This window comes from Mannheimia granulomatis (assembly GCF_011455695.1).
Taxonomy (GTDB): domain Bacteria; phylum Pseudomonadota; class Gammaproteobacteria; order Enterobacterales; family Pasteurellaceae; genus Mannheimia; species Mannheimia granulomatis_A.
The window spans coordinates 1,714,382-1,735,463 of the sequence record NZ_CP015030.1; the positions used below are offsets into that span (position 1 = coordinate 1,714,382).

The 21,082-nt window shown below is 42.1% G+C and carries 16 protein-coding genes, 4 tRNA genes and 3 rRNA genes; 17 read left to right on the plus strand and 6 right to left on the minus strand.

Annotated elements, in window-relative coordinates; genetic code table 11:
- Window positions 1-26 precede the first annotated feature (26 nt).
- Window positions 27-842, plus strand: a complete 816-nt coding sequence (locus A4G16_RS08265; protein WP_165889482.1) for a sulfite exporter TauE/SafE family protein — start codon at window positions 27-29, stop codon at window positions 840-842.
- A 101-nt stretch (window positions 843-943) separates the two neighbouring features.
- Here the strand turns inward: A4G16_RS08265 and A4G16_RS08270 are convergent, their stop codons facing one another.
- The gene (locus A4G16_RS08270; RefSeq protein ID WP_027073655.1) at window positions 944-1,699 is read right to left on the minus strand and encodes a M48 family metallopeptidase; all 756 of its coding nucleotides are present in this window, start codon (window positions 1,697-1,699) and stop codon (window positions 944-946) included.
- 58 nt (window positions 1,700-1,757) lie between these two features.
- Window positions 1,758-2,285, minus strand: coding sequence for an inorganic diphosphatase (gene ppa, locus A4G16_RS08275; RefSeq protein ID WP_027073654.1), 528 nt, complete (start codon window positions 2,283-2,285; stop codon window positions 1,758-1,760).
- Window positions 2,286-2,511: 226 nt separating this feature from the next.
- On the opposite strand from ppa, the gene A4G16_RS08280 reads away from it, so the two are divergent.
- The 10 genes from A4G16_RS08280 (at window position 2,512) to A4G16_RS08325 (ending at window position 8,473) form a co-directional block, all read left to right on the plus strand.
- Window positions 2,512-2,587, plus strand: a tRNA-Lys gene (locus A4G16_RS08280).
- Between the two features lie 24 nt (window positions 2,588-2,611).
- Window positions 2,612-2,687 (plus strand) — tRNA-Lys (locus A4G16_RS08285).
- Window positions 2,688-2,711: 24 nt separating this feature from the next.
- A tRNA-Lys gene (locus A4G16_RS08290) sits at window positions 2,712-2,787 on the plus strand.
- Window positions 2,788-2,876: 89 nt separating this feature from the next.
- Window positions 2,877-3,899, plus strand: coding sequence for an endolytic transglycosylase MltG (gene mltG / locus A4G16_RS08295; protein WP_165889483.1), 1,023 nt, complete (start codon window positions 2,877-2,879; stop codon window positions 3,897-3,899).
- Window positions 3,900-3,910: 11 nt separating this feature from the next.
- Window positions 3,911-4,540, plus strand: coding sequence for a dTMP kinase (gene tmk / locus A4G16_RS08300; RefSeq protein ID WP_165889484.1), 630 nt, complete (start codon window positions 3,911-3,913; stop codon window positions 4,538-4,540).
- Window positions 4,540-5,523 carry a DNA polymerase III subunit delta' gene (locus A4G16_RS08305; protein ID WP_165889928.1) on the plus strand — a complete coding sequence of 328 codons (984 nt, stop codon included), beginning with the start codon at window positions 4,540-4,542 and terminating at the stop codon, window positions 5,521-5,523. Before tmk ends, A4G16_RS08305 begins: the two co-directional genes overlap by 1 nt.
- Before the next feature lie 60 nt (window positions 5,524-5,583).
- Complete coding sequence (locus A4G16_RS08310; RefSeq protein WP_165889485.1) at window positions 5,584-6,372, plus strand: TatD family hydrolase; 789 nt, start codon at window positions 5,584-5,586, stop codon at window positions 6,370-6,372.
- A gap of 9 nt (window positions 6,373-6,381) precedes the next feature.
- Window positions 6,382-6,903 (plus strand): DUF1523 family protein, encoded by a 522-nt coding sequence (locus A4G16_RS08315; protein ID WP_027073649.1) that lies wholly within the window; start codon window positions 6,382-6,384, stop codon window positions 6,901-6,903.
- An 80-nt stretch (window positions 6,904-6,983) separates the two neighbouring features.
- Entirely contained in the window at window positions 6,984-7,685 is a 702-nt protein-coding gene (gene lpxH / locus A4G16_RS08320; RefSeq protein ID WP_165889486.1) for a UDP-2,3-diacylglucosamine diphosphatase, read from the plus strand.
- Complete coding sequence (locus tag A4G16_RS08325; RefSeq protein ID WP_165889487.1) at window positions 7,682-8,473, plus strand: glycosyltransferase family 2 protein; 792 nt, start codon at window positions 7,682-7,684, stop codon at window positions 8,471-8,473. The genes lpxH and A4G16_RS08325 overlap by 4 nt, the downstream gene beginning before the upstream one ends.
- A gap of 164 nt (window positions 8,474-8,637) precedes the next feature.
- On the opposite strand, the gene rrf is transcribed toward A4G16_RS08325, so the two are convergent.
- The 4 genes from rrf to A4G16_RS08345 all read right to left on the minus strand — a co-directional run bounded on the left by rrf (window position 8,638) and on the right by A4G16_RS08345 (window position 13,831).
- Window positions 8,638-8,753, minus strand: a 5S ribosomal RNA gene (gene rrf / locus A4G16_RS08330).
- A gap of 191 nt (window positions 8,754-8,944) precedes the next feature.
- Window positions 8,945-11,845 (minus strand): 23S ribosomal RNA (locus A4G16_RS08335).
- Between the two features lie 167 nt (window positions 11,846-12,012).
- Window positions 12,013-12,088, minus strand: a tRNA-Glu gene (locus tag A4G16_RS08340).
- 203 nt (window positions 12,089-12,291) lie between these two features.
- Window positions 12,292-13,831 (minus strand): 16S ribosomal RNA (locus tag A4G16_RS08345).
- Together the 16S, 23S and 5S rRNA genes with 1 tRNA gene alongside form the textbook arrangement of a ribosomal RNA operon.
- Window positions 13,832-14,267: 436 nt before the next feature.
- Between A4G16_RS08345 and A4G16_RS08350 the strand changes: the two genes are divergently transcribed.
- The 6 genes from A4G16_RS08350 (at window position 14,268) to tyrS (ending at window position 21,081) form a co-directional block, all read left to right on the plus strand.
- Window positions 14,268-15,098, plus strand: coding sequence for a DUF5718 family protein (locus A4G16_RS08350; RefSeq protein WP_165889488.1), 831 nt, complete (start codon window positions 14,268-14,270; stop codon window positions 15,096-15,098).
- A gap of 115 nt (window positions 15,099-15,213) precedes the next feature.
- Window positions 15,214-16,029: a DNA ligase gene (locus tag A4G16_RS08355; protein WP_165889489.1), complete on the plus strand. Its 816-nt coding sequence runs from the start codon at window positions 15,214-15,216 to the stop codon at window positions 16,027-16,029.
- A 179-nt stretch (window positions 16,030-16,208) separates the two neighbouring features.
- Window positions 16,209-16,457: an oxaloacetate decarboxylase subunit gamma gene (locus A4G16_RS08360; RefSeq protein WP_165889490.1), complete on the plus strand. Its 249-nt coding sequence runs from the start codon at window positions 16,209-16,211 to the stop codon at window positions 16,455-16,457.
- 39 nt (window positions 16,458-16,496) lie between these two features.
- A complete protein-coding gene (oadA, locus tag A4G16_RS08365) occupies window positions 16,497-18,299 on the plus strand; it encodes a sodium-extruding oxaloacetate decarboxylase subunit alpha (RefSeq protein ID WP_165889491.1) in 1,803 nt (600 codons plus the stop codon).
- Between the two features lie 9 nt (window positions 18,300-18,308).
- Window positions 18,309-19,613, plus strand: a complete 1,305-nt coding sequence (locus A4G16_RS08370) for a sodium ion-translocating decarboxylase subunit beta (RefSeq protein ID WP_165889492.1) — start codon at window positions 18,309-18,311, stop codon at window positions 19,611-19,613.
- A gap of 277 nt (window positions 19,614-19,890) precedes the next feature.
- A complete protein-coding gene (gene tyrS, locus A4G16_RS08375; RefSeq protein WP_165889493.1) occupies window positions 19,891-21,081 on the plus strand; it encodes a tyrosine--tRNA ligase in 1,191 nt (396 codons plus the stop codon).
- Window position 21,082: the final 1 nt, after the last annotated feature.

Here is a 21,082-nt window from a genome sequence, read left to right on the forward strand (position 1 = left end):
AAATAACGCTTAGAAGAGGGCAAAGAATGACGCTTAGTGTAATTTCTATTCTGATAGTATGTGGTTTGTTAGTCAATGTAATGTCTGCCTTGTTTGGCATTGGCGGTGGTGTATTGATGGTCCCGATTTTACGAACTTTATTCCCAGAATTACCTCTTCAAGTTATTGCTGCCTGTTCTTTGACTATTGTGATGGGAAGTGCTTGTATTAATTTAATCCGTTTTAGGCAAGAAAAAGAGCAAATCAATAAATCTAACCTGATTTTTTGGTCATTTGGTATGATTGCAGGGGTGCAAATCGGCTTTGAATTAAGTTTTCTACTCTCTGATTTCGTCATTACTGCTATATTCTCCAGTACGTTAGCGTTGCTTGCTCTTCGCTCGCTCTTTCAAAAACACCGAAATACTGATTATATACAAACCAAAAAACTTAAAGATCTCAGTTATGGTATGGCAAGTTGTGGTTTTGGTGGATTTATCGCCGGCATTACCGGCATTGGTGGTGGCTCTATTATGGCTCCGCTGGTTGCACAAATTCGCAGTGTCCAGCCAAAACAAATTGCAATTTATACCAATTATATGATGGTATTTGGCGGTATCGGCAACCTGTTTGGCTATCTTTCCCGTGACTTAGACAAAACGCTCTATAACTTACCTAGCTGGCAAGTCGGCTATGTCAATTTTTCGATTGTTGGGATAGTCATCATTAGCTCTTTTTGCACCGGCTTTATGACACAAAGACTTCGCGAGCACTTAAGTACAGAAATAATTAATAAATCACTTAGCACTCTCTTATTTTTCATTGCTATCTATTATTTCACATTAAATTATTGGTATATCTAATAGGTAGCTAACCGTTTTTTAGCTAGCATAAATAAAATGCTCTTGAGTGGCTCAAGAGCATTTTATTTTGCAAAAAATTAGCTAAAATCAACCGCTTGTTGCTATTTACGTGCGTTATAGATTTTCATTGCCTCAGGCACTAAGCGAGCCAAATTCTCTTGTCGCTCTTCATTTGATGGGTGAGTTGAGAAAATCGACAAACCAGAACTACCGTTAGCTTTACTCATCTTTATCCAAACATTCGGTGCAGCTGATGGGTTATAGCCGGCCTCTGCCATCAGCATCAATCCAACCTCATCTGCCTCTGTTTCTTGGCTGCGAGAGAAGGGCTTAGTTGCAATCAAATCTACGCCTGTACTCAATAAACCTTCCGTATTCACACCTGTTGAAGCAGTTACCGCTACGTCTGCAATTACACCGACAATACCGGTAATCGCACTTACTGTACGATCTGATTTACCGTGTTCTTTTAACGCATGAGCCATTTCATGGCCCATCACGACAGCAATTTCATCATCTGATAAATTCAATCTTTCTACTAAACCGGTATAAAATGCCATTTTACCACCCGGCATTGCCCATGCATTTAATTCATCAGACTTTAAGACTGTAATTTCCCACTGGAAAGGCACGCCCGTTTCATTGGCTTTTTCAGCATAAGGTTTTGTTTTATTAAACACAGCATGAATACGTTTTGCTGTTGGGGAAGAAACATCAATTGCATTTTGCTGTCTAGCTTGAGCTTTGACTTGAGCATATTTTTGAGCTGCTTCTTGGTTAATGCTTTCTGTTGTGGCACAAGCTGCAATCATTGCTGCTAAAAATACGCCATAGCCTAATTTTTTGATGAATTTCATTTTTATATCCTATAAAAAATGCCAAACAAACCTGCTTGGCATTTAAAATTAACAACAATTATTTTTTAGCACGTTCGAAAGAGTCTAAAATTTCTTGGCGAGCTTCATTTACATCGCCCCAACCTTCTACTTTTACCCATTTACCTGCTTCTAATGCTTTGTAGCTTTCGAAGAAGTGCTGGATTTGCGCTTTTAATAATGCAGGTAAATCGCCTACATCTTTAATATGGTCGTATTCTTTGCTTAATTTAGTATGCGGAACTGCAACCACTTTTGCATCACCACCAGCTTCATCAGTCATCTTTAATACGCCAACCGGACGGCAGCGGATCACTGAACCCGGTTGTAATGGGTATGGAGTTGGCACTAATACATCTACCGGGTCACCATCTGACGATAATGTGTTGTTCACATAACCGTAGTTTGCTGGATAGAACATCGCTGTTGCCATAAAACGGTCAACAAATAATGCGCCAGTTTCTTTGTCCACTTCGTATTTGATCGGATCTGAATTCGCCGGAATTTCAATTACTACATAAATATCGTCTGGTAATTCTTTACCAGCTGGTACTAACTCTAAGCCCATTTTGGTTTCCTTCTAAATAATAAATAGGTGAATAAACAGGGCGATTATAGCTTATTTTCAGAAAAAGATAAAAGCCCGTTCTCTTTTCATTTTGTATAGAAAAACCCAAGCTTGAGCAAAATTTCAAAAAATTGCTTATAAACCGCACACTTAACACAATTTCTCTAAAAAAAACTTGCCAAAGTTTCAAAAATCCGTAAGATATGCCCTCGTTACGCAAGATTATGGGTCATTAGCTCAGTCGGTAGAGCAGCGGACTTTTAATCCGTTGGTCGAAAGTTCGAATCTTTCATGACCCACCATCATCTTACAAAACAACTCTTTACGGGTCATTAGCTCAGTCGGTAGAGCAGCGGACTTTTAATCCGTTGGTCGAAAGTTCGAATCTTTCATGACCCACCATCATCTTACAAAACAACTCTTTACGGGTCATTAGCTCAGTCGGTAGAGCAGCGGACTTTTAATCCGTTGGTCGAAAGTTCGAATCTTTCATGACCCACCATTACTTCTCATTTTGCAAATTTTTCTGAAAAAATGACCGCTTTATAGTAGAATTTAGTTCATTTTTACTTTTATATTCTATCTTTTTCAATGTTAAAAAAACTTCTTATTGCATTAGGTATTGCCGGCACTATCGCTTGTGGCGGGCTATTTTACGGCTACCAAAAGCTAAGCTCATTAGCCGAGCACCCAATTGCCGCTCAACCAAACCAACTTTTCGTATTGGAGAAGGGTGTTTCAAGCCAAAAATTAGCAACCTTATTAGAGCAACAAGGCATTGTTGCCCATGAAGATATCCAACTACTTCCCTATTTAATGCGTTTATATCCGGAACTAAGCAAATTTAAGGCAGGTGCTTATTCATTGGATGGCTTAACTACTGTTAGAGAATTATTGGCGCATTTAAGCTCAGGCAAAGAAGTTCAGTTAAATGTGCAATTTATTGAAGGGAAAACGTTTAAAGTCTGGCGTGAACAGTTAGCCAAAGCCAACTATTTAAACCATACGCTAAAAGATAAATCTGAAAAAGAAATTGCAGAACTACTTGGCATTCCTCACGATAAAGTAGAAGGCTGGATTGCACCTGATACTTACAGCTATACGCCAAATTCTACCGATCTTGCCTTACTGAAACGAGCGTATCAAAGGCAAAAAGCAACGTTAGAACAAGCATGGCAAAATAGATCAGAAAATTTACCGCTTGCAAATCCTTATGAAATGCTAATTTTAGCTTCTATTGTCGAAAAAGAGACAGGTATTGCCGGCGAACGCGCACAAGTAGCGTCGGTATTCATCAATCGCTTAAACCATAAAATGTTGCTACAAACCGATCCAACCATTCTTTACGGTAAATGTGGCTGCTATGATGAAAAAATCTATCGCTCGGATATCACTAAGCCGACTGCTTATAATACCTATGTCATTGAGGGCTTACCTCCTACCCCGATTAGCATGCCAAGTGAGGCTTCTATCAAAGCAGTTGCCAATCCTGCGGATACCTCCTACCTCTACTTTGTAGCTGATGGCACAGGCGGGCATAAATTCAGCCGCACATTAGAAGAACATAATCGCTCTGTGGCAGAATGGCGGAAAATCGAACGAGAAAGAAAATAATGAAAACAACAATGAACGCAAAGTTTATCACTATCGAAGGGCTTGAAGGTGCAGGCAAAAGCAACGCACAAAAGATTGTATGTGAAACCTTAAAAGCCCATGGTATTGACTTTATCACCACCCGCGAACCGGGCGGCACACCGATTGCCGAAACGCTCCGCACCTTGTGGAAAGAAGGAGTAGATGGTGAAACCACCACTGACAAAGCTGAAGTGCTAATGATGTATGCAGCGCGAACGCAGCTAGTCGAAACCGTAATCCAACCGGCTCTTGCCAGTGGGAAATGGGTAATCGGTGACCGCCATGATCTCTCCAGCCAAGCCTATCAAGGTGGGGGTCGTGGGCTTACCGAGCTAGTAGAAACCATCGGTAAAGCTATTTTGGGCGATTTCGAGCCGGATTTGACCATTTATCTCGATCTTGATCCTAGCATTGGTTTGGAACGTGCCAAAGGGCGTGGAGCGTTAGATCGTATTGAACAGCAACATATTGATTTTTTTCACCGCACTCGGGAACGTTATTTAGTTTTAACTCAAAATAATCCAAAGGCGGTGATCATCAATGCTGAACAGCCAATAGAAAAAGTCTCTGCCGACATCCAACAAGCGGTCGAAAAATTCCTAAAATTTGCAATACTATGATGACATTATACCCTTGGCATACCGATACCTACACCCAGCTCACTCACGCCTTTTTAAAAGGAAGAGGGCATCACGCCCTACTGTTTAAAACCGATATCGGGCTTGGTACAGAAAATCTGATTCGAGAGGTCGCAAGCTGGCTGCTTTGCTCTGAGATAATAGGCAACCAAATTTGCCTAAAGTGCAAAAGTTGCTTGCTAAGCCAAAATGGCAACCACCCCGACTTTCATCTTTTAACCTCTATCGAAGGTAAAGATATCGGTATCGATCAAGTGCGTGAACTGCTTGGCAAACTACAAAATTTTGCCCAACAAGGTGGTAATACAGTTGTGTATATTCAAGGTGTTGATCGCCTCACCGAAGCTGCCAGCAACGCGTTGCTTAAAACTTTGGAAGAGCCACATAAAAATGTCTATTTCCTACTGGAAGCCCCATTGCAATCTGCCGTTTTAGCCACGATTCAAAGCCGTTGCCAAACATGGGTAATTAACCCTCCGAAAGCTAAGCAAGCAATGGAATGGCTACAGCAGGAATGCTCAACAACTTCAGAAAACGATTTAGAAATTGCAATTCGTCTTTGCCATTTTCGTCCACTGATTTGCAAAACTTTTATCGAAAATGACCGCTTGTCAGCACGTAAAACGTTTCTGCAAACCTTCTGGCGATTCTACAAAAATCGAGAGGTCATGCTACTTTTCACTGCCTTTGATAAAGAAAAAGAGCTGATTTTACAACAACTGGAATGGCTGGAAAGTTTCTTTAGCGATGCCTTAAAAGCCAAAATGGAAATTACCGAGAGCTGGATCAACCCAGATTTAAAAAACGGGATTTTCCCTTTTAGCCAGCAGCTCACAGTTCATGGTTTGCTACGAGGATATCATATTATCCAACAAACCCAGCGTGACTTAACGGAAGTAAATGCAGTTAATCAAGAATTGATAGTGCTAGATTGTTTAACAAAGTTGGTTTTAATTTTTGAGTAATATAGTGAATAATTCTGGCAAAAATAGTCATTTATACTATTAAAACAACAAAAGGAAAAAATGAAAAACTTATTTATCATAGACTCACATTGTCACTTAGACTCTTTAGATTACGAAACACACCACAAGAATGTGGATGAAGTCATTGAAAATGCCAAAGCACGTGGCGTGCATCATTTTATTTCAGTTTGTACAACTCTCGGGCGTTTTGAAGCAATGAAAAATTTAACCGCACACCGCAATGAGGTTTCGCTTTCTTGTGGTGTTCATCCGTTAAATGTGGAAGACGAGCCCTTTGATTATGATAAGCTGCTAAAACTTGCACAAGACCCACAAGTGGTTGCGGTTGGGGAAACCGGGCTAGATTATCACTACACTCCAGAAACCAAAGCCTTGCAACAATCACTGTTTATTCAACACATTGAGGTAGCAAATAAGATAAATAAACCACTTATTATTCACTCTCGCTCCGCTCGCCAAGATACTATGGATATGTTGGCACAAAATGGAGCGGAAAAATGCAAAGGCGTATTGCATTGCTTTACTGAAGATTGGACAATGGCAAAAAGAGCCTTAGATTTGGGTTTCTATATTTCAATATCAGGTATTATTACTTTCAGAAACGCAGAAGAGCTAAGAGATGTAGTACGAAAAGTGCCGTTAGAGCGCCTATTAGTGGAAACAGATTCTCCTTATCTTGCACCGATTCCATACCGTGGCAAACCGAACCAACCGGCTTATGTAAGGGAAACCTGTGAATATGTTGCGATGTTAAAAGGTGTATCAACGCAAGAATTAGCTCGCATTACAACTGAAAATGTGCAACACTTATTCAAAATTCAATTATAAGGAACAAATATGAGAGCCATACTCAAATATTTTTTAATTCTAGTCTCACTATCATTCTTTATTGTCATTGGTGGAGCAGTAAACTATGCTATGCCAAGTTATGAAGATACTGTGGTAACCGGTATGGAAGTTCGCCGGATGGATAAAGACGGCATTATCAGCAAATCTAATCCTGCCGATGGTGAAGTACGCGATGTCTATTTCTTATTTACCGAAGAACCTGAAACGAAAAAAGTGATGGTCTATCGTAATGAAGATACCGGCTGGGGCTTACCACCTTATTTCAAATTTGGCTCTGCTGATATTCAAGCTAAAGCTCAAGCTTACGCTAATGAAAAGCAACGTGTACAAATAAAATATTACGGCTGGAGAATCAACTGGCTGAATGAGTTTAGAAATATCGTTTCAATCAAACCACTGGCAGAAGCTGAAACTGTAAGTAAACCCATTATGACCTACGTACTTTATGCAATACTTGCCTTTTTATTCTTCTTATCAGTACAACTAATTCGCGGTATTTTTAAAGATTAATTTCTCTTACTTAATTCCTTTGACAAACGGTTTAATTTTGTAAAAAATTAAACCGTTTTCTTTTTAATATCAAATAGCCGATGATTTACTACTTTATTGCTGATCTACATCTCAACGAAAATCAACCTGAAATCACCCAACATTTCTTGCAATTTATGCAGAAAAAAGCACCGCTTGCACAAGCAGTTTATATTTTAGGGGATTTGTTTGATTTTTGGATTGGTGATGATGAGGAATCTGAACTCATCTCACAAGTCAAAACCGCAATTAAAACTCTCACTACGAGCGGTGTAAAATGCTATTTTATTTGCGGAAATCGTGATTTCTTAATCAGCAAACGATTTAGCCAACAAACAGGGATAGAAATTCTCCCGGATTATCAATTGCTCGATCTATTTGGCAAGCAAACCTTACTCTGCCATGGCGACACTCTCTGTATTGACGATATCAAATATCAAAAATTCCGTAAGAAAGTACATCAAAAATGGCGGCAAGCTCTCTTCCTATCCCTGCCACTCGCTTGGCGTATTCATATTGCCCGGAAAATTCGTGCAAAAAGTCAGCTAGAGAAACAGCACAAATCTGCCCATATTATGGATGTTAATCCTCAATTTACAGCAGATATCATGGGAAAATTTAATGCAGTACAGCTAATTCATGGACATACCCATCGCCAAGCAATTCACAAAGAGCATAATTTTACCCGCATAGTATTAGGAGATTGGAAAAGAGACTACGCCTCAATTTTAGAAGTCAGTGAACAAGGAATAAAATTTATATGATTGATGTCATCATCCCATGTTACAACGCTGAAAAAACTCTCTTGCGAGCGGTACAAAGTGCTATCAATCAACCTGAATTAAACCTAATTTGGTTGATTGATGACTGTTCAACTGATAATACGCTAGCACTCGCTCAACATCTGCAAGCACAAGTGCCGAATAAAATTCGAGTAGAACAGATGCCGAAAAACGGCGGGGTTGCCAAAGCACGGAATTGGGGAGCTTTACAAAGCGAGGAAGAATTTATTGCCTTCTTAGATGCTGATGATGCTTACGAGAACGGAGCATTACAAGTTGCTGAAAAGATATTTGAGTTCAAGCCGGAAACCAGCCTGGTTCGTTTATCCCTAAAACCGATTGATCTACCTGAACGCTATAGCTCACACCCGAATTTTGAACTAGCTTGGCAAAATATGCAAATGACAGCTGGTGGCAATATTGTATTTAGACGAGCCTTTTTTCTCGCTTGCGGAGGCTTTCCACAACATCAACTTTTTAGAGAACTTGGTGGGGAAGATGGGGCTTTAGGAATTGCTACTACTCAAATAAGTTCTGTTGCTACAGCATTTAATGATGTTGGTGTATTACATTACTGCCGAGATGGTATGCATGCCGAAAGGTTACTCAATACTATTTTATTCAATGAAAAGGATCCAAAAGTCACTGAAGAGAAAATTGCACAAGCAAATCGTATTACCGACACCATTTGTCATCAAATACAAACTCTGAACCAATGCTTAAATAGTCAAAACATTGGTATCAAACCCTATAATTTAGAGTGGTCCTAACATTATCTCACTACTAATTTACAAAATTTTAGCTAGAAATAGCCGCTTGTAACCCATGCTACAAGCGGTCTATTTTCATGATAATTTTACAAAACCCTAAAACATCTCCATCCCCAAAACAAAAACCCCAAGCCTATCGCTAAGCTCGGGGTCCTCTAATTAAGCCCTGATGTTGCCCTACTCTCACATGCGGAATCCACACACTACCATCGGCGTCACTGCGTTTCACTTCTGAGTTCGGAATGGAATCAGGTGGCACCACAGCACTATCGACATCAGGAAAATCTTCGATGATTCAGACTTTCTTCGTCTTTCTTTTTATCTTTGTCTTTCCAAATTGTTCTTTCGTTCTTTACTTTCTTCGGCTTTCGCCTTTCATTCGAAACAAGCTGTTACTGATTCTTAATTTCCGTCTTTTCGTTTTGTTTTGTTAATTTCTCAACCCTTTCACTAAAAACACTTGAGCGTTGTATAGTTAAGCCTCTCGGGCAATTAGTATGTGTTAGCTCAACGTCTCGCAACGCTTACACACCACACCTATCTACGTCGTAGTCTTCAACAACCCTTACCGACTTATAGTCGGGGAGAACTCATCTCTTGGCAAGTTTCGTGCTTAGATGCTTTCAGCACTTATCTCTTCCGCACATAGCTACCCGGCAATGCGTCTGGCGACACAACCGGAACACCAGGGGTGCGTCCACTCCGGTCCTCTCGTACTAGGAGCAGCCCCAATCAATTCTCCAACGCCCACGGCAGATAGGGACCGAACTGTCTCACGACGTTCTAAACCCAGCTCGCGTACCACTTTAAATGGCGAACAGCCATACCCTTGGGACCTACTTCAGCCCCAGGATGTGATGAGCCGACATCGAGGTGCCAAACACCGCCGTCGATATGAACTCTTGGGCGGTATCAGCCTGTTATCCCCGGAGTACCTTTTATCCGTTGAGCGATGGCCCTTCCATTCAGAACCACCGGATCACTATGACCTGCTTTCGCACCTGCTCGACTTGTCTGTCTCGCAGTTAAGCTTGCTTATACCATTGCACTAACCTCACGATGTCCGACCGTGATTAGCAAACCTTCGTGCTCCTCCGTTACTCTTTGGGAGGAGACCGCCCCAGTCAAACTACCCACCAGACACTGTCCGAACACCCGATTAGGGCGCTTCGTTAGAACATCAAACGTTAAAGGGTGGTATTTCAAGGACGCCTCCACACAAACTAGCGTTCATGCTTCAAAGGCTCCCACCTATCCTACACATCAAAATTCAATGTTCAGTGTCAAGCTATAGTAAAGGTTCACGGGGTCTTTCCGTCTAGCCGCGGGTACACCGCATCTTCACGGCGATTTCAATTTCACTGAGTCTCGGGTGGAGACAGCCTGGCCATCATTATGCCATTCGTGCAGGTCGGAACTTACCCGACAAGGAATTTCGCTACCTTAGGACCGTTATAGTTACGGCCGCCGTTTACTGGGGCTTCGATCAGGAGCTTCTCTTTCGATAACACCATCAATTAACCTTCCAGCACCGGGCAGGCATCACACCCTATACGTCCACTTTCGTGTTTGCAGAGTGCTGTGTTTTTAATAAACAGTTGCAGCCAGCTGGTATCTTCGACCGGTTCAACCTTCGTCCGCGAGGGACTACAATCTACGCCGGCGCACCTTCTCCCGAAGTTACGGTGCTATTTTGCCTAGTTCCTTCACCCGAGTTCTCTCAAGCGCCTGAGTATTCTCTACCTGACCACCTGTGTCGGTTTATAGTACGGTTTAGTGTAATCTGAAGCTTAGTGGCTTTTCCTGGAAGCGTGGTATCGGTTACTTCAGCTCCGTAGAGCCTCGTCATCACTTCTCGGTGTTAAAAGCGTCCGGATTTGCCTAAACGCTCCACCTACCGGCTTAAACAGGGATATCCAACACCCTGATAACCTAACCTTCTCCGTCCCCACATCGCAATTACACCAAGTACGGGAATATTAACCCGTTTCCCATCGACTACGCTTTTCAGCCTCGCCTTAGGGGCCGACTCACCCTGCCCCGATTAACGTTGGACAGGAACCCTTGGTCTTCCGGCGAACGAGTTTTTCACTCGTTTTATCGTTACTTATGTCAGCATTCGCACTTCTGATACGTCCAGCAAACCTCTCGATTCACCTTCTTCCGCTTACAGAACGCTCCCCTACCCAACAGACTTTCGTCTGATGCCGCAGCTTCGGTGACTAGTTTTAGCCCCGTTACATCTTCCGCGCAGGCCGACTCGACTAGTGAGCTATTACGCTTTCTTTAAATGATGGCTGCTTCTAAGCCAACATCCTAGCTGTCTAAGCCTTCCCACTTCGTTTCCCACTTAACTAGTACTTGGGGACCTTAGCTGGCGGTCTGGGTTGTTTCCCTCTCCACGATGGACGTTAGCACCCACCGTGTGTCTCCTGAGTATCACTCTTCGGTATTCGCAGTTTGCATCGGGTTGGTAATCCGGGATGGACCCCTAGCCGAAACAGTGCTCTACCCCCGAAGGTGTCCGCTCAAGGCTCTACCTAAATAGATTTCGGGGAGAACCAGCTATCTCCCGGTTTGATTGGCCTTTCACCCCCAGCCACAAGTCATCCGCTAATTTTTCAACATTAGTCGGTTCGGTCCTCCAATTAGTGTTACCCAATCTTCAACCTGCCCATGGCTAGATCACCGGGTTTCGGGTCTATACCTTGCAACTCAAACGCCCAGTTAAGACTCGGTTTCCCTACGGCTCCCTTATTCAGTTAACCTTGCTACAAAATATAAGTCGCTGACCCATTATACAAAAGGTACGCAGTCACAGAACAAGTCTGCTCCCACTGCTTGTACGCACAAGGTTTCAGGTTCTATTTCACTCCCCTCGCCGGGGTTCTTTTCGCCTTTCCTTCACAGTACTGGTTCACTATCGGTCAATCAGGAGTATTTAGCCTTGGAGGATGGTCCCCCCATCTTCAAACAGGATATCACGTGTCCCGCCCTACTTGTTGTTAGCCTAGTACCACAATAATGTTTTCGAGTACGGGACTATCACCCTCTGTGGTTGAGCTTCCCAGCTCATTCCTCTAACAAAACTGCTATCACTAACTGGCTCTTTCGCGTTCGCTCGCCGCTACTAACGAAATCTCGGTTGATTTCTTTTCCTCGGGGTACTTAGATGTTTCAGTTCTCCCGGTTTGCCTCATTTACCTATGTATTCAGTAAATGATAGTAGGTTCTTCACCTACTGGGTTTCCCCATTCGGACATCTTGGATTAAACGCCTCTTATCGACTCATCCAAGCTTTTCGCAGATTAGCACGTCCTTCTTCGCCTCTGATTGCCAAGGCATCCACCTTGTGCGCTTAGTCACTTAACTATACAACCTCAAATGTTTTTTTCTCGGTTGCTAAATTAACAACTTGCTTGAGTGCTTTTGTTCACTCAAGACTTCAACTACTCAGACTTTCTTTCGAAAATCTCTCAGTTTTTCAGCTTGTTTCTCAATTTTTAAAGAACATTAAGACAATAAAAATCATCTTTAAATGGCGTCCCCACGGGGATTCGAACCCCGGTTACCGCCGTGAAAGGGCGATGTCCTAGGCCTCTAGACGATGGGGACAACATTTAAAGATGCTTTCCGCTTTGCCATTTTGGGTTAAACATTCTAGCTACTTTTGCCATATCTTGCAAGATTATGACCGCTTGAATGCCTAACTTTCATTCATCTCTTGTCCTGCGCTTATCTATCAAACAATCTGTGTGAACACTTGCTGTCGTTACAGCTCCACTTCGCTCTCGCTTAGCTTCGCCCTTGATTTTTGGTAAGGAGGTGATCCAACCGCAGGTTCCCCTACGGTTACCTTGTTACGACTTCACCCCAGTCATGAATCATACCGTGGTAAACGCCCCCCTTGCGGTTAAGCTATCTACTTCTGGTACAACCCACTCCCATGGTGTGACGGGCGGTGTGTACAAGGCCCGGGAACGTATTCACCGCAACATTCTGATTTGCGATTACTAGCGATTCCGACTTCATGGAGTCGAGTTGCAGACTCCAATCCGGACTTAGACGTACTTTCTGAGATTCGCTCACCATCGCTGGGTCGCCGCCCTCTGTATACGCCATTGTAGCACGTGTGTAGCCCTACTCGTAAGGGCCATGATGACTTGACGTCATCCCCACCTTCCTCCGGTTTATCACCGGCAGTCTCCTTTGAGTTCCCGACCGAATCGCTGGCAACAAAGGATAAGGGTTGCGCTCGTTGCGGGACTTAACCCAACATTTCACAACACGAGCTGACGACAGCCATGCAGCACCTGTCTCAAAGTTCCCGAAGGCACACTCGCATCTCTGCAAGCTTCTTTGGATGTCAAGAGTAGGTAAGGTTCTTCGCGTTGCATCGAATTAAACCACATGCTCCACCGCTTGTGCGGGCCCCCGTCAATTCATTTGAGTTTTAACCTTGCGGCCGTACTCCCCAGGCGGTCGATTTATCACGTTAGCTACGGGCACCAGAGTTAAACCCCAATCCCCAAATCGACAGCGTTTACGGCGTGGACTACCAGGGTATCTAATCCTGTTTGCTCCCCACGCTTTCGCACATGAGCGTCAGTACATTCCCAAGGGGCTGCCTTCGCCTTCGGTATTCCTCCACATCTCTACGCATTTCACCGCTACACGTGGAATTCTACCCCTCCCTAAAGTACTCTAGACTCCCAGTCTGAAATGCAATTCCCAGGTTAAGCCCGGGGATTTCACACCTCACTTAAAAGTCCGCCTGCGTGCCCTTTACGCCCAGTTATTCCGATTAACGCTCGCACCCCCCGTATTACCGCGGCTGCTGGCACGGAGTTAGCCGGTGCTTCTTCTGTAGTTAACGTCAATTGATTGTTCTATTAAAACAATCACCTTCCTCGCTACCGAAAGAACTTTACAACCCGAAGGCCTTCTTCATTCACGCGGCATGGCTGCATCAGGGTTCCCCCCATTGTGCAATATTCCCCACTGCTGCCTCCCGTAGGAGTCTGGACCGTGTCTCAGTTCCAGTGTGGCTGGTCATCCTCTCAGACCAGCTAGAGATCGCGGGCTTGGTGAGCCTTTACCTCACCAACTACCTAATCCCACTTGGGCTCATCTTATGGCAGGTGGCCAAATGGTCCCACCCTTTAGTCCACAGACATTACGCGGTATTAGCTACCGTTTCCAGTAGTTATCCCCCTCCATAAGCCAGATTCCCAAGCATTACTCACCCGTCCGCCACTCGTCACCCAGGGAGCAAGCTCCCTTGTGCTACCGTTCGACTTGCATGTGTTAAGCCTGCCGCCAGCGTTCAATCTGAGCCATGATCAAACTCTTCAATTCAAAAAGTTTAATCGCTCAATATGTACTGACATAAAAATCGCACTCTCAAACTAACTTAAAAAGTTAATTTAAAGAGAAAATGAATTTCTAGTTAAGCACCTATTAAGACTTCAAAATTAAAAAAATATTTTTAAATCAAGTCAATCAACAAGTGCCCACACAGATTGTCTGATAAATTTTTAAAGAACAAAATAAAACGACGCACTGCAATCTAAACAAACCGTTCACAACAGCGCGTCGTTGTGTGGTGCGTATTATAGGGAAAAATAAAACGAACGCAAGCAAAAATTGTAAAAAAATTGAAAAATATTACCGCTTGTTGATCTTTTCAACAAGTTGATTAATTTATATATTAATCACTATTCGTTTTATACTTATTTATAAAGATACTATAATCAATAATTAGCTGTTCAATTACAATAACAGGAGATTATCTATGACTACTCAACACTTTATCGGCTTAGGCGTTGCCGGCAATTTTGCCGGGCATTTGGAGCAAGCAGGCGAGGCGGCTGATTTCATGAAAGTGAAAACAGTGGAAGCTATCCAGCCAAAAGCAATTTTTCCGTTTTATGTACCGTCTGATAATCTAGGAAATTATCAGTTCTTAGCAACTTACCCACTTTCAAGCGATGCAATTAATTTTCCACAAGATGCAGATAATCTGCAAATTGAGCCGGAAATCGCTTTAATTTGCGATATTGAATATCAAGCCAATAAGGTTGTAAGCTTACATCCCACCCATTTTGCTGCCTATAACGATTGCTCAATCCGCCGTCCAAATGCTCATAAAATCTGTGAAAAGAAAAACTGGGGAGCCTCTTCTAAAGGGATTTCTTTAACACACTTACCTTTGGATACTTTTAGTGAGGAAGGCACTTTAGATCACTATAATATCGCTTGCTTCCATAAGCGTAACGGCGTGTTGAATGCTTATGGCATTGATAGCCCGGCGGTGGAATATAGCTATTTTCATCAAAAATTGTTGGATTGGATTGTAGATCGAATGAATAATCAGACTGATGAAGGACCTATGAACAATATCGCTGAAATGCTTAAACAATCGGACTATCCGACTAAGGCGATTATCAGTATTGGAGCAACCCGCTATACGCCTTTTGGCGAGAGCAATTTCTTGCAAGTAGGTGATATTAGTATTGTTGTGGTTTATAACGCTAAAAAATACAGTTACGCACAAATTGAAGAAATGGCAAATTTAGAAGTGTTTAGTGAAGATATTTCTGCTCTGATTCAAAGCGTGCGTTAACCGCTACAAGCGGTCAGTTTTGAAGAAATTTTTGCGATCTGCTTCGAAAATTTTGTGTTAAATTCTGACCGACTTTTTGCTTTCCGTTATAGTGCCTTCAATATTTGGAGGCACTATGAAAAAACTTCTCTTATTACTATTTTGTTTTAGCTCTACTCTTTTCGCAAAATCATTAGACTTAATGTTACTCGGTCAATATAAAGATCAGGATATTGAGGGATGGGTGATGAGCGAAAAACTAGATGGCGTACGAGGCTTTTGGGACGGTAAACAGCTTATTAGCCGCCAGGGTTATCCACTTAATCCGCCCGATTATTTTGTAAAAAATTTCCCGCCCTTTGCAATTGATGGTGAACTCTTTAGCGACCGAGGAAAATTCGAGGAAATTTCAAGTATTGTGCGCTCTACTGAGCCTAAAGGCTGGTATAAGTTAAAATTGCACGTTTTTGATGTACCTAATGCGAGTGGAGATTTATTTGAACGGCTAAATTCATTAAAGCACTATTTGAACCAGCACCCAACTCCATATATTGAAATAATTGAGCAGATTCCAATTCAAGATAAAGCTCATCTTGAGCAATTTTATCAATCTATTTTAACTAAAGGTGGTGAAGGTGCCGTGGTTCGTAATCCTAAAGCTCATTACATTCAGGGGCGTTCTGCCCAAATTCTAAAAATTAAGCCTGTATTAGATGAAGAATGTACCGTTACCGCTCACTATAAAGGAAAAGGTAAATATGCCAACAAGCTCGGGGCCATAAGCTGTGAAAATCATCGAGGACACTTTCGTATCGGCTCCGGTTTTAAAGATAAAGATCGGGAAAATCCTCCCCCCATTGGGTCAATCATCACATACAAATACAGAGGCTTAACAGAATCCGGTAAACCAAGATTCGCTACTTTTTTAAGAAAACGTGAGCCGAGTGAGTAATGATATTTCCAGTTGCAAGTTATCAAGCGGTTAAATTTGGTAAAAAATTTGTAAAATTCAACCGCTTGTAAAAATAATTTGTGATCCAGTCATCATTTATGCACTAAAGCATTTGAAATTCCAGCCAAATTTTTTTATTTTTCATTAAACTTGATAAGTTATTAAATTAAGGAATCGCTATGACAAATGCAGAACTCTTTGGTGAAGGGCTAAATCTTATGTTTGCAGGGATGGGATTTGTAATGCTATTTCTGCTGGTTCTGATTTATGCTATTAGCTTCATATCTACTCTGATTAACCGATATTTTCCCGATCCTATTCCTAATACTCCCCCCAAATTATCTCCACCTGCTGATGATTTAGAAGCATTACGCCCGGTAATTGCAGCGGCTATTGCTCATCATCGCCGAGTGAAAGGACAGAATTAATGCGAAAATTCAAACAAATATATTAGAAGGAATTTCATTATGACAACTCAACCAAAAAAAATTGCTATTACTGATGTCGTCTTACGTGATGCTCACCAATCTTTGTTTGCAACTCGATTACGTTTAGACGATATGTTACCGATTGCCGCAGAACTTGATAAAATCGGCTATTGGTCGTTAGAAGCTTGGGGAGGTGCAACTTTTGATAGTTGCATTCGTTTTTTAGGCGAAGATCCTTGGGTGCGTTTACGAGAGCTAAAAAAAGCAATTCCGAATACACCGCTACAAATGTTATTACGAGGACAAAACCTCTTAGGCTACCGCCATTATGCCGATGATGTAGTAGATAAATTTGTAGAGCGTTGTGTTAAAAACGGTATGGATGTTTTCCGTGTTTTCGATGCCTTAAATGATCCACGTAATATGCAAGCAGCATTACAAGCGGTTAAAAAACATGGCGGACACGCACAAGGTACATTAAGTTACACCACAAGCCCTGTACACACTTTACAAACTTGGTTAGAAGTAACAGAACAATTATTAGAAATCGGCGTAGATTCCTTGGTCATCAAAGATATGTCCGGCATTTTAACCCCAATGGCCGCCTACGAATTAGTGAGCGAAATCAAAAAACGCTACGATGTAGAACTTCATTTACATTGCCACTCAACCACAGGTATGGCGGAAATGGCGTTATTAAAAGCAATTGAAGCCGGTGTAGATGGGGTTGATACGTCCATTTCTTCAATGTCAGGCACTTACGGCCACCCTGCTACCGAATCTATCGTTGCGACATTACAAGGAACACCGTATGACACAGGCTTGAACATTCCGGAATTGGAAAAAATTGCTGCTTACTTCCGTAATGTTCGGAAAAAATATGCGAAATTTGAAGGGCAATTACGTGGCATCGACAGCCGTATTTTAGTCGCACAGGTGCCAGGCGGTATGCTCACCAATCTTGAAAGCCAACTCAAACAACAAAACGCTACCGACAAGCTTGATCTCGTGCTACAAGAAATTCCACGAGTGCGTGAAGATTTAGGCAATATCCCATTAGTGACACCAACTTCTCAAATTGTAGGTACGCAGGCAGTAATGAATGTATTGATGGGCGAACGCTATAAAACAATTGCTAAAGAAACCGCAGGTATTCTAAAAGGAGAATATGGTCGCACGCCTGCTCCAGTAAATGCAGCATTACAAGAAAGAGTGCTTGAGGGAGCGAAGCCAATTACCGACCGCCCAGCAGATCATATTCCACCGGAACTGAATAAATTAGTGGAGGATGTGACTGCTCAAGCAAAAGAAAAAAATATCACGCTCTCTGAAAATACTATTGATGATGTTCTGATTGTGGCACTATTCCAACAAGTTGGTTGGAAATATTTGGAAAACCGCAACAATCCATCTGCTTTTGAACCTGTACCAAGTGCTGATGATGCCAAAGCTACTCCATCAGCAGCACCTAAAGCGCAAGCTCCATCGGGAGCTGCAGTTTATACAGTTGAACTTGAGGGCAAAGCCTTTGTAGTGAAAGTAAGTGAGGGGGGAGATATTACCAATATCACACCAACTACGGCTGCACCGGCTCCACAAGCGGTCAATTCTTCAGAAAAATCTGCAAATGCCGAGCCTGTAAATGCCCCAATGGCAGGGAACATTCTCAAAGTTGAAGTGAAAGAAGGTCAGCAAGTAGCTGAAGGCGATGTTCTACTGATTCTCGAAGCGATGAAAATGGAAACTCAAATTTGTGCTGCAAAATCAGGTACTATCCAAGGCATCAATGTCAAACAAGGCGATGTGGTTGCTGTGAATGATACCTTAATGAGTATTGCATAGGAGTGATATATGGACGGTATTATTGCTCTATTTAAAGGAATGGGAATAGTACATCTTGAGTTTGGGCAAGCTGTAATGATTGCGATAAGCGTGCTTTTGCTCTGGCTTGCTATTGCCCGAAAATTCGAGCCGCTTTTACTTGTACCTATCGGTTTTGGTGGTTTGATGTCCAATATTCCGGAAGCCGGAATGGCAATGACAGCATTAGATAATCTACTGCACAGCGGTCAAGCGGAACAACTTGCGATTATTGCTGCGAAAGTAAATAGCACAAGCCTTGATGTTCACGCTCTCAAAGACGCCATTGCACTTGCTGCCCCATCAGTGCAAAATGAACTTGAAGTAATAGCCGGTGATATGGGTTATACCGCAGGTGTGTTGGCATTATTCTATAAAGTAGCAATTGGCTATGGCGTTGCACCTTTAATCATCTTTATGGGTGTAGGAGCAATGACAGACTTCGGACCTTTATTGGCAAACCCTCGTATGCTACTCCTCGGTGCTGCCGCACAGTTTGGGATTTTTGCTACCGTATTGGGAGCATTAGGATTAAACTGGCTTGGTATTATTGATTTTAGTCTGCCACAAGCAGCAGCAATTGGGATTATTGGAGGGGCTGATGGCCCAACAGCAATTTATCTCGCAAGCAAATTGGCCCCGGAATTATTAGGTGCAATTGCCGTTGCCGCTTATTCTTATATGGCATTAGTTCCTCTTATCCAACCGCCTATTATGAAAGCATTGACAACGGAACAAGAACGTAAAATCAGAATGACACAGCTACGCAATGTCAGCAATCGTGAAAAAATTATCTTCCCGATTGTCTTACTTCTCCTTGTTGCGCTGCTATTACCTGATGCAGCACCGCTACTTGGAATGTTCTGTTTTGGAAACTTGTTACGTACCAGTGGTGTAGTAGAACGCTTAAACGACACCGCCCAAAATGCACTAATTAATATCGTGACGATTTTCCTTGGCTTATCAGTCGGGGCAAAATTAGTAGCAGATAAATTCCTCCAACCACAAACCTTAGGTATTTTAGTACTGGGTGTAATTGCATTTGGAATCGGAACTGCAAGCGGTGTGATTATGGCGAAAATAATGAATCGCTTTAGTAAAAATAAAATCAATCCGCTTATTGGCTCTGCTGGTGTTTCCGCTGTACCAATGGCTGCTCGTGTATCAAATAAAGTTGGTCAAGAATATGACAAGCAGAACTTCTTATTGATGCACGCTATGGGACCAAACGTAGCAGGAGTGATCGGCTCAGCGATTGCTGCAGGCGTAATGTTAAAATATATCGCCAATATGTAGCCATTCGCTAAATAAAATTAGACCTCTGAAAGATATACTTTTGGAGGTTTTTTATTTTGTTGATAATAATTCTCAAAAAGTTGTTGACTTCTTATATGATAATTATTATCATTAGCTCACTTCAAAAAATAATAGGTAATCACTCCAACTCTTTACGCCGTATTCCCCCACAAAATACGGCGTTTTTTTTGCTTATCAGCCCAAACCTCTATCAATTTCAATTCATACCGCTATAATAGAACCATTTTTAAATTTATAGACTAAGAAAGGAAAATAAATGGCTCAATCTATTGAATCTATCATTGCTGAACTTAAACGTGGTGTAGAAAATATTTACTCTGAAGAAGATTTAATCGCAAAATTAAAAGAAGAGCGTCCATTAATCATCAAATTAGGAGCAGATCCAACAGCGCCTGATATTCACTTAGGTCATACCGTTGTTTTAAACAAATTACGCCAATTCCAACAACTTGGTCACCAAGTTGTATTCTTAATCGGCGATTTCACCGGTATGGTAGGGGATCCTTCAGGCAAAAGCTCGACTCGTCCCCCATTAACACGTGAAGATGTACTGCGTAATGCTGAAACCTATAAACAACAAATTTTCAAAATTTTAGATCCTGTAAAAACCCGTATCGTATTCAACTCTGAATGGTTAAGCGAATTAGGTACAGAAGGGATGATCCGCTTAGCATCCAACTATACGGTCGCTCGTATGTTAGAACGTGAAGACTTTAAAAACCGTTTTAACAATCAACAGTCTATTGCAATTCACGAGTTCATCTATCCATTATTACAAGGTCATGATTCTGTGGCATTAAAAGCCGATGTGGAATTAGGCGGAACAGACCAAACTTTCAACTTATTAGTGGGTCGTGAATTACAAAAATCAGCGGGACAAAAACCACAAGTAGCGATGACATTACCGCTTTTAGTAGGCTTAGATGGCGAGAAAAAAATGTCGAAATCACTCGGTAACTACATCGGCGTGACCGAAGCACCAAGCGAAATGTTTGGTAAAGTGATGTCAATTTCAGATGAGCTAATGTGGGATTGGTACAATCTACTCTCGTTCCGTCCATTAGAAGAAATCGCTCAATTAAAAGCAGAGGTTGCTGCAGGTAAAAACCCTCGTGATGTCAAAATTCTGCTAGCTAAGGAAATTATTGCCCGTTTCCATGATGAAGCAGCGGCCAATGCGGCTGAACAAGAATTTATCAATCGCTTCCAAAAAGGTGCTATTCCAGACGAAATGCCGGAATTTACCTTTGAAGGCGAAATCGGCTTAGCTGCATTATTAAAAGAAGCAGGACTTGTGCCATCAACCTCTGAAGCCATCCGTTCAGCTCAGCAAGGCGGTGTAAAAATTGATGGTGAAAAAGTAGAAGATGTGAAACAAAATGCTCAAAAAGGCACCTTTGTTTACCAAGTTGGTAAACGTAAATTCGCCCGAATTACGGTAAAATAAT

Coding starts and splice junctions, on each gene's coding strand:
- A4G16_RS08265 (WP_165889482.1), top strand. CDS start 27: ATGACGCTTAGTGTAATTTCTATTCTGATAGTATGTGGTTTGTTAGTC.
- A4G16_RS08270 (WP_027073655.1), bottom strand. CDS start 1,699: ATGAAATTCATCAAAAAATTAGGCTATGGCGTATTTTTAGCAGCAATG.
- ppa (WP_027073654.1), bottom strand. CDS start 2,285: ATGGGCTTAGAGTTAGTACCAGCTGGTAAAGAATTACCAGACGATATT.
- mltG (WP_165889483.1), top strand. CDS start 2,877: ATGTTAAAAAAACTTCTTATTGCATTAGGTATTGCCGGCACTATCGCT.
- tmk (WP_165889484.1), top strand. CDS start 3,911: ATGAACGCAAAGTTTATCACTATCGAAGGGCTTGAAGGTGCAGGCAAA.
- A4G16_RS08305 (WP_165889928.1), top strand. CDS start 4,540: ATGACATTATACCCTTGGCATACCGATACCTACACCCAGCTCACTCAC.
- A4G16_RS08310 (WP_165889485.1), top strand. CDS start 5,584: ATGAAAAACTTATTTATCATAGACTCACATTGTCACTTAGACTCTTTA.
- A4G16_RS08315 (WP_027073649.1), top strand. CDS start 6,382: ATGAGAGCCATACTCAAATATTTTTTAATTCTAGTCTCACTATCATTC.
- lpxH (WP_165889486.1), top strand. CDS start 6,984: ATGATTTACTACTTTATTGCTGATCTACATCTCAACGAAAATCAACCT.
- A4G16_RS08325 (WP_165889487.1), top strand. CDS start 7,682: ATGATTGATGTCATCATCCCATGTTACAACGCTGAAAAAACTCTCTTG.
- A4G16_RS08350 (WP_165889488.1), top strand. CDS start 14,268: ATGACTACTCAACACTTTATCGGCTTAGGCGTTGCCGGCAATTTTGCC.
- A4G16_RS08355 (WP_165889489.1), top strand. CDS start 15,214: ATGAAAAAACTTCTCTTATTACTATTTTGTTTTAGCTCTACTCTTTTC.
- A4G16_RS08360 (WP_165889490.1), top strand. CDS start 16,209: ATGACAAATGCAGAACTCTTTGGTGAAGGGCTAAATCTTATGTTTGCA.
- oadA (WP_165889491.1), top strand. CDS start 16,497: ATGACAACTCAACCAAAAAAAATTGCTATTACTGATGTCGTCTTACGT.
- A4G16_RS08370 (WP_165889492.1), top strand. CDS start 18,309: ATGGACGGTATTATTGCTCTATTTAAAGGAATGGGAATAGTACATCTT.
- tyrS (WP_165889493.1), top strand. CDS start 19,891: ATGGCTCAATCTATTGAATCTATCATTGCTGAACTTAAACGTGGTGTA.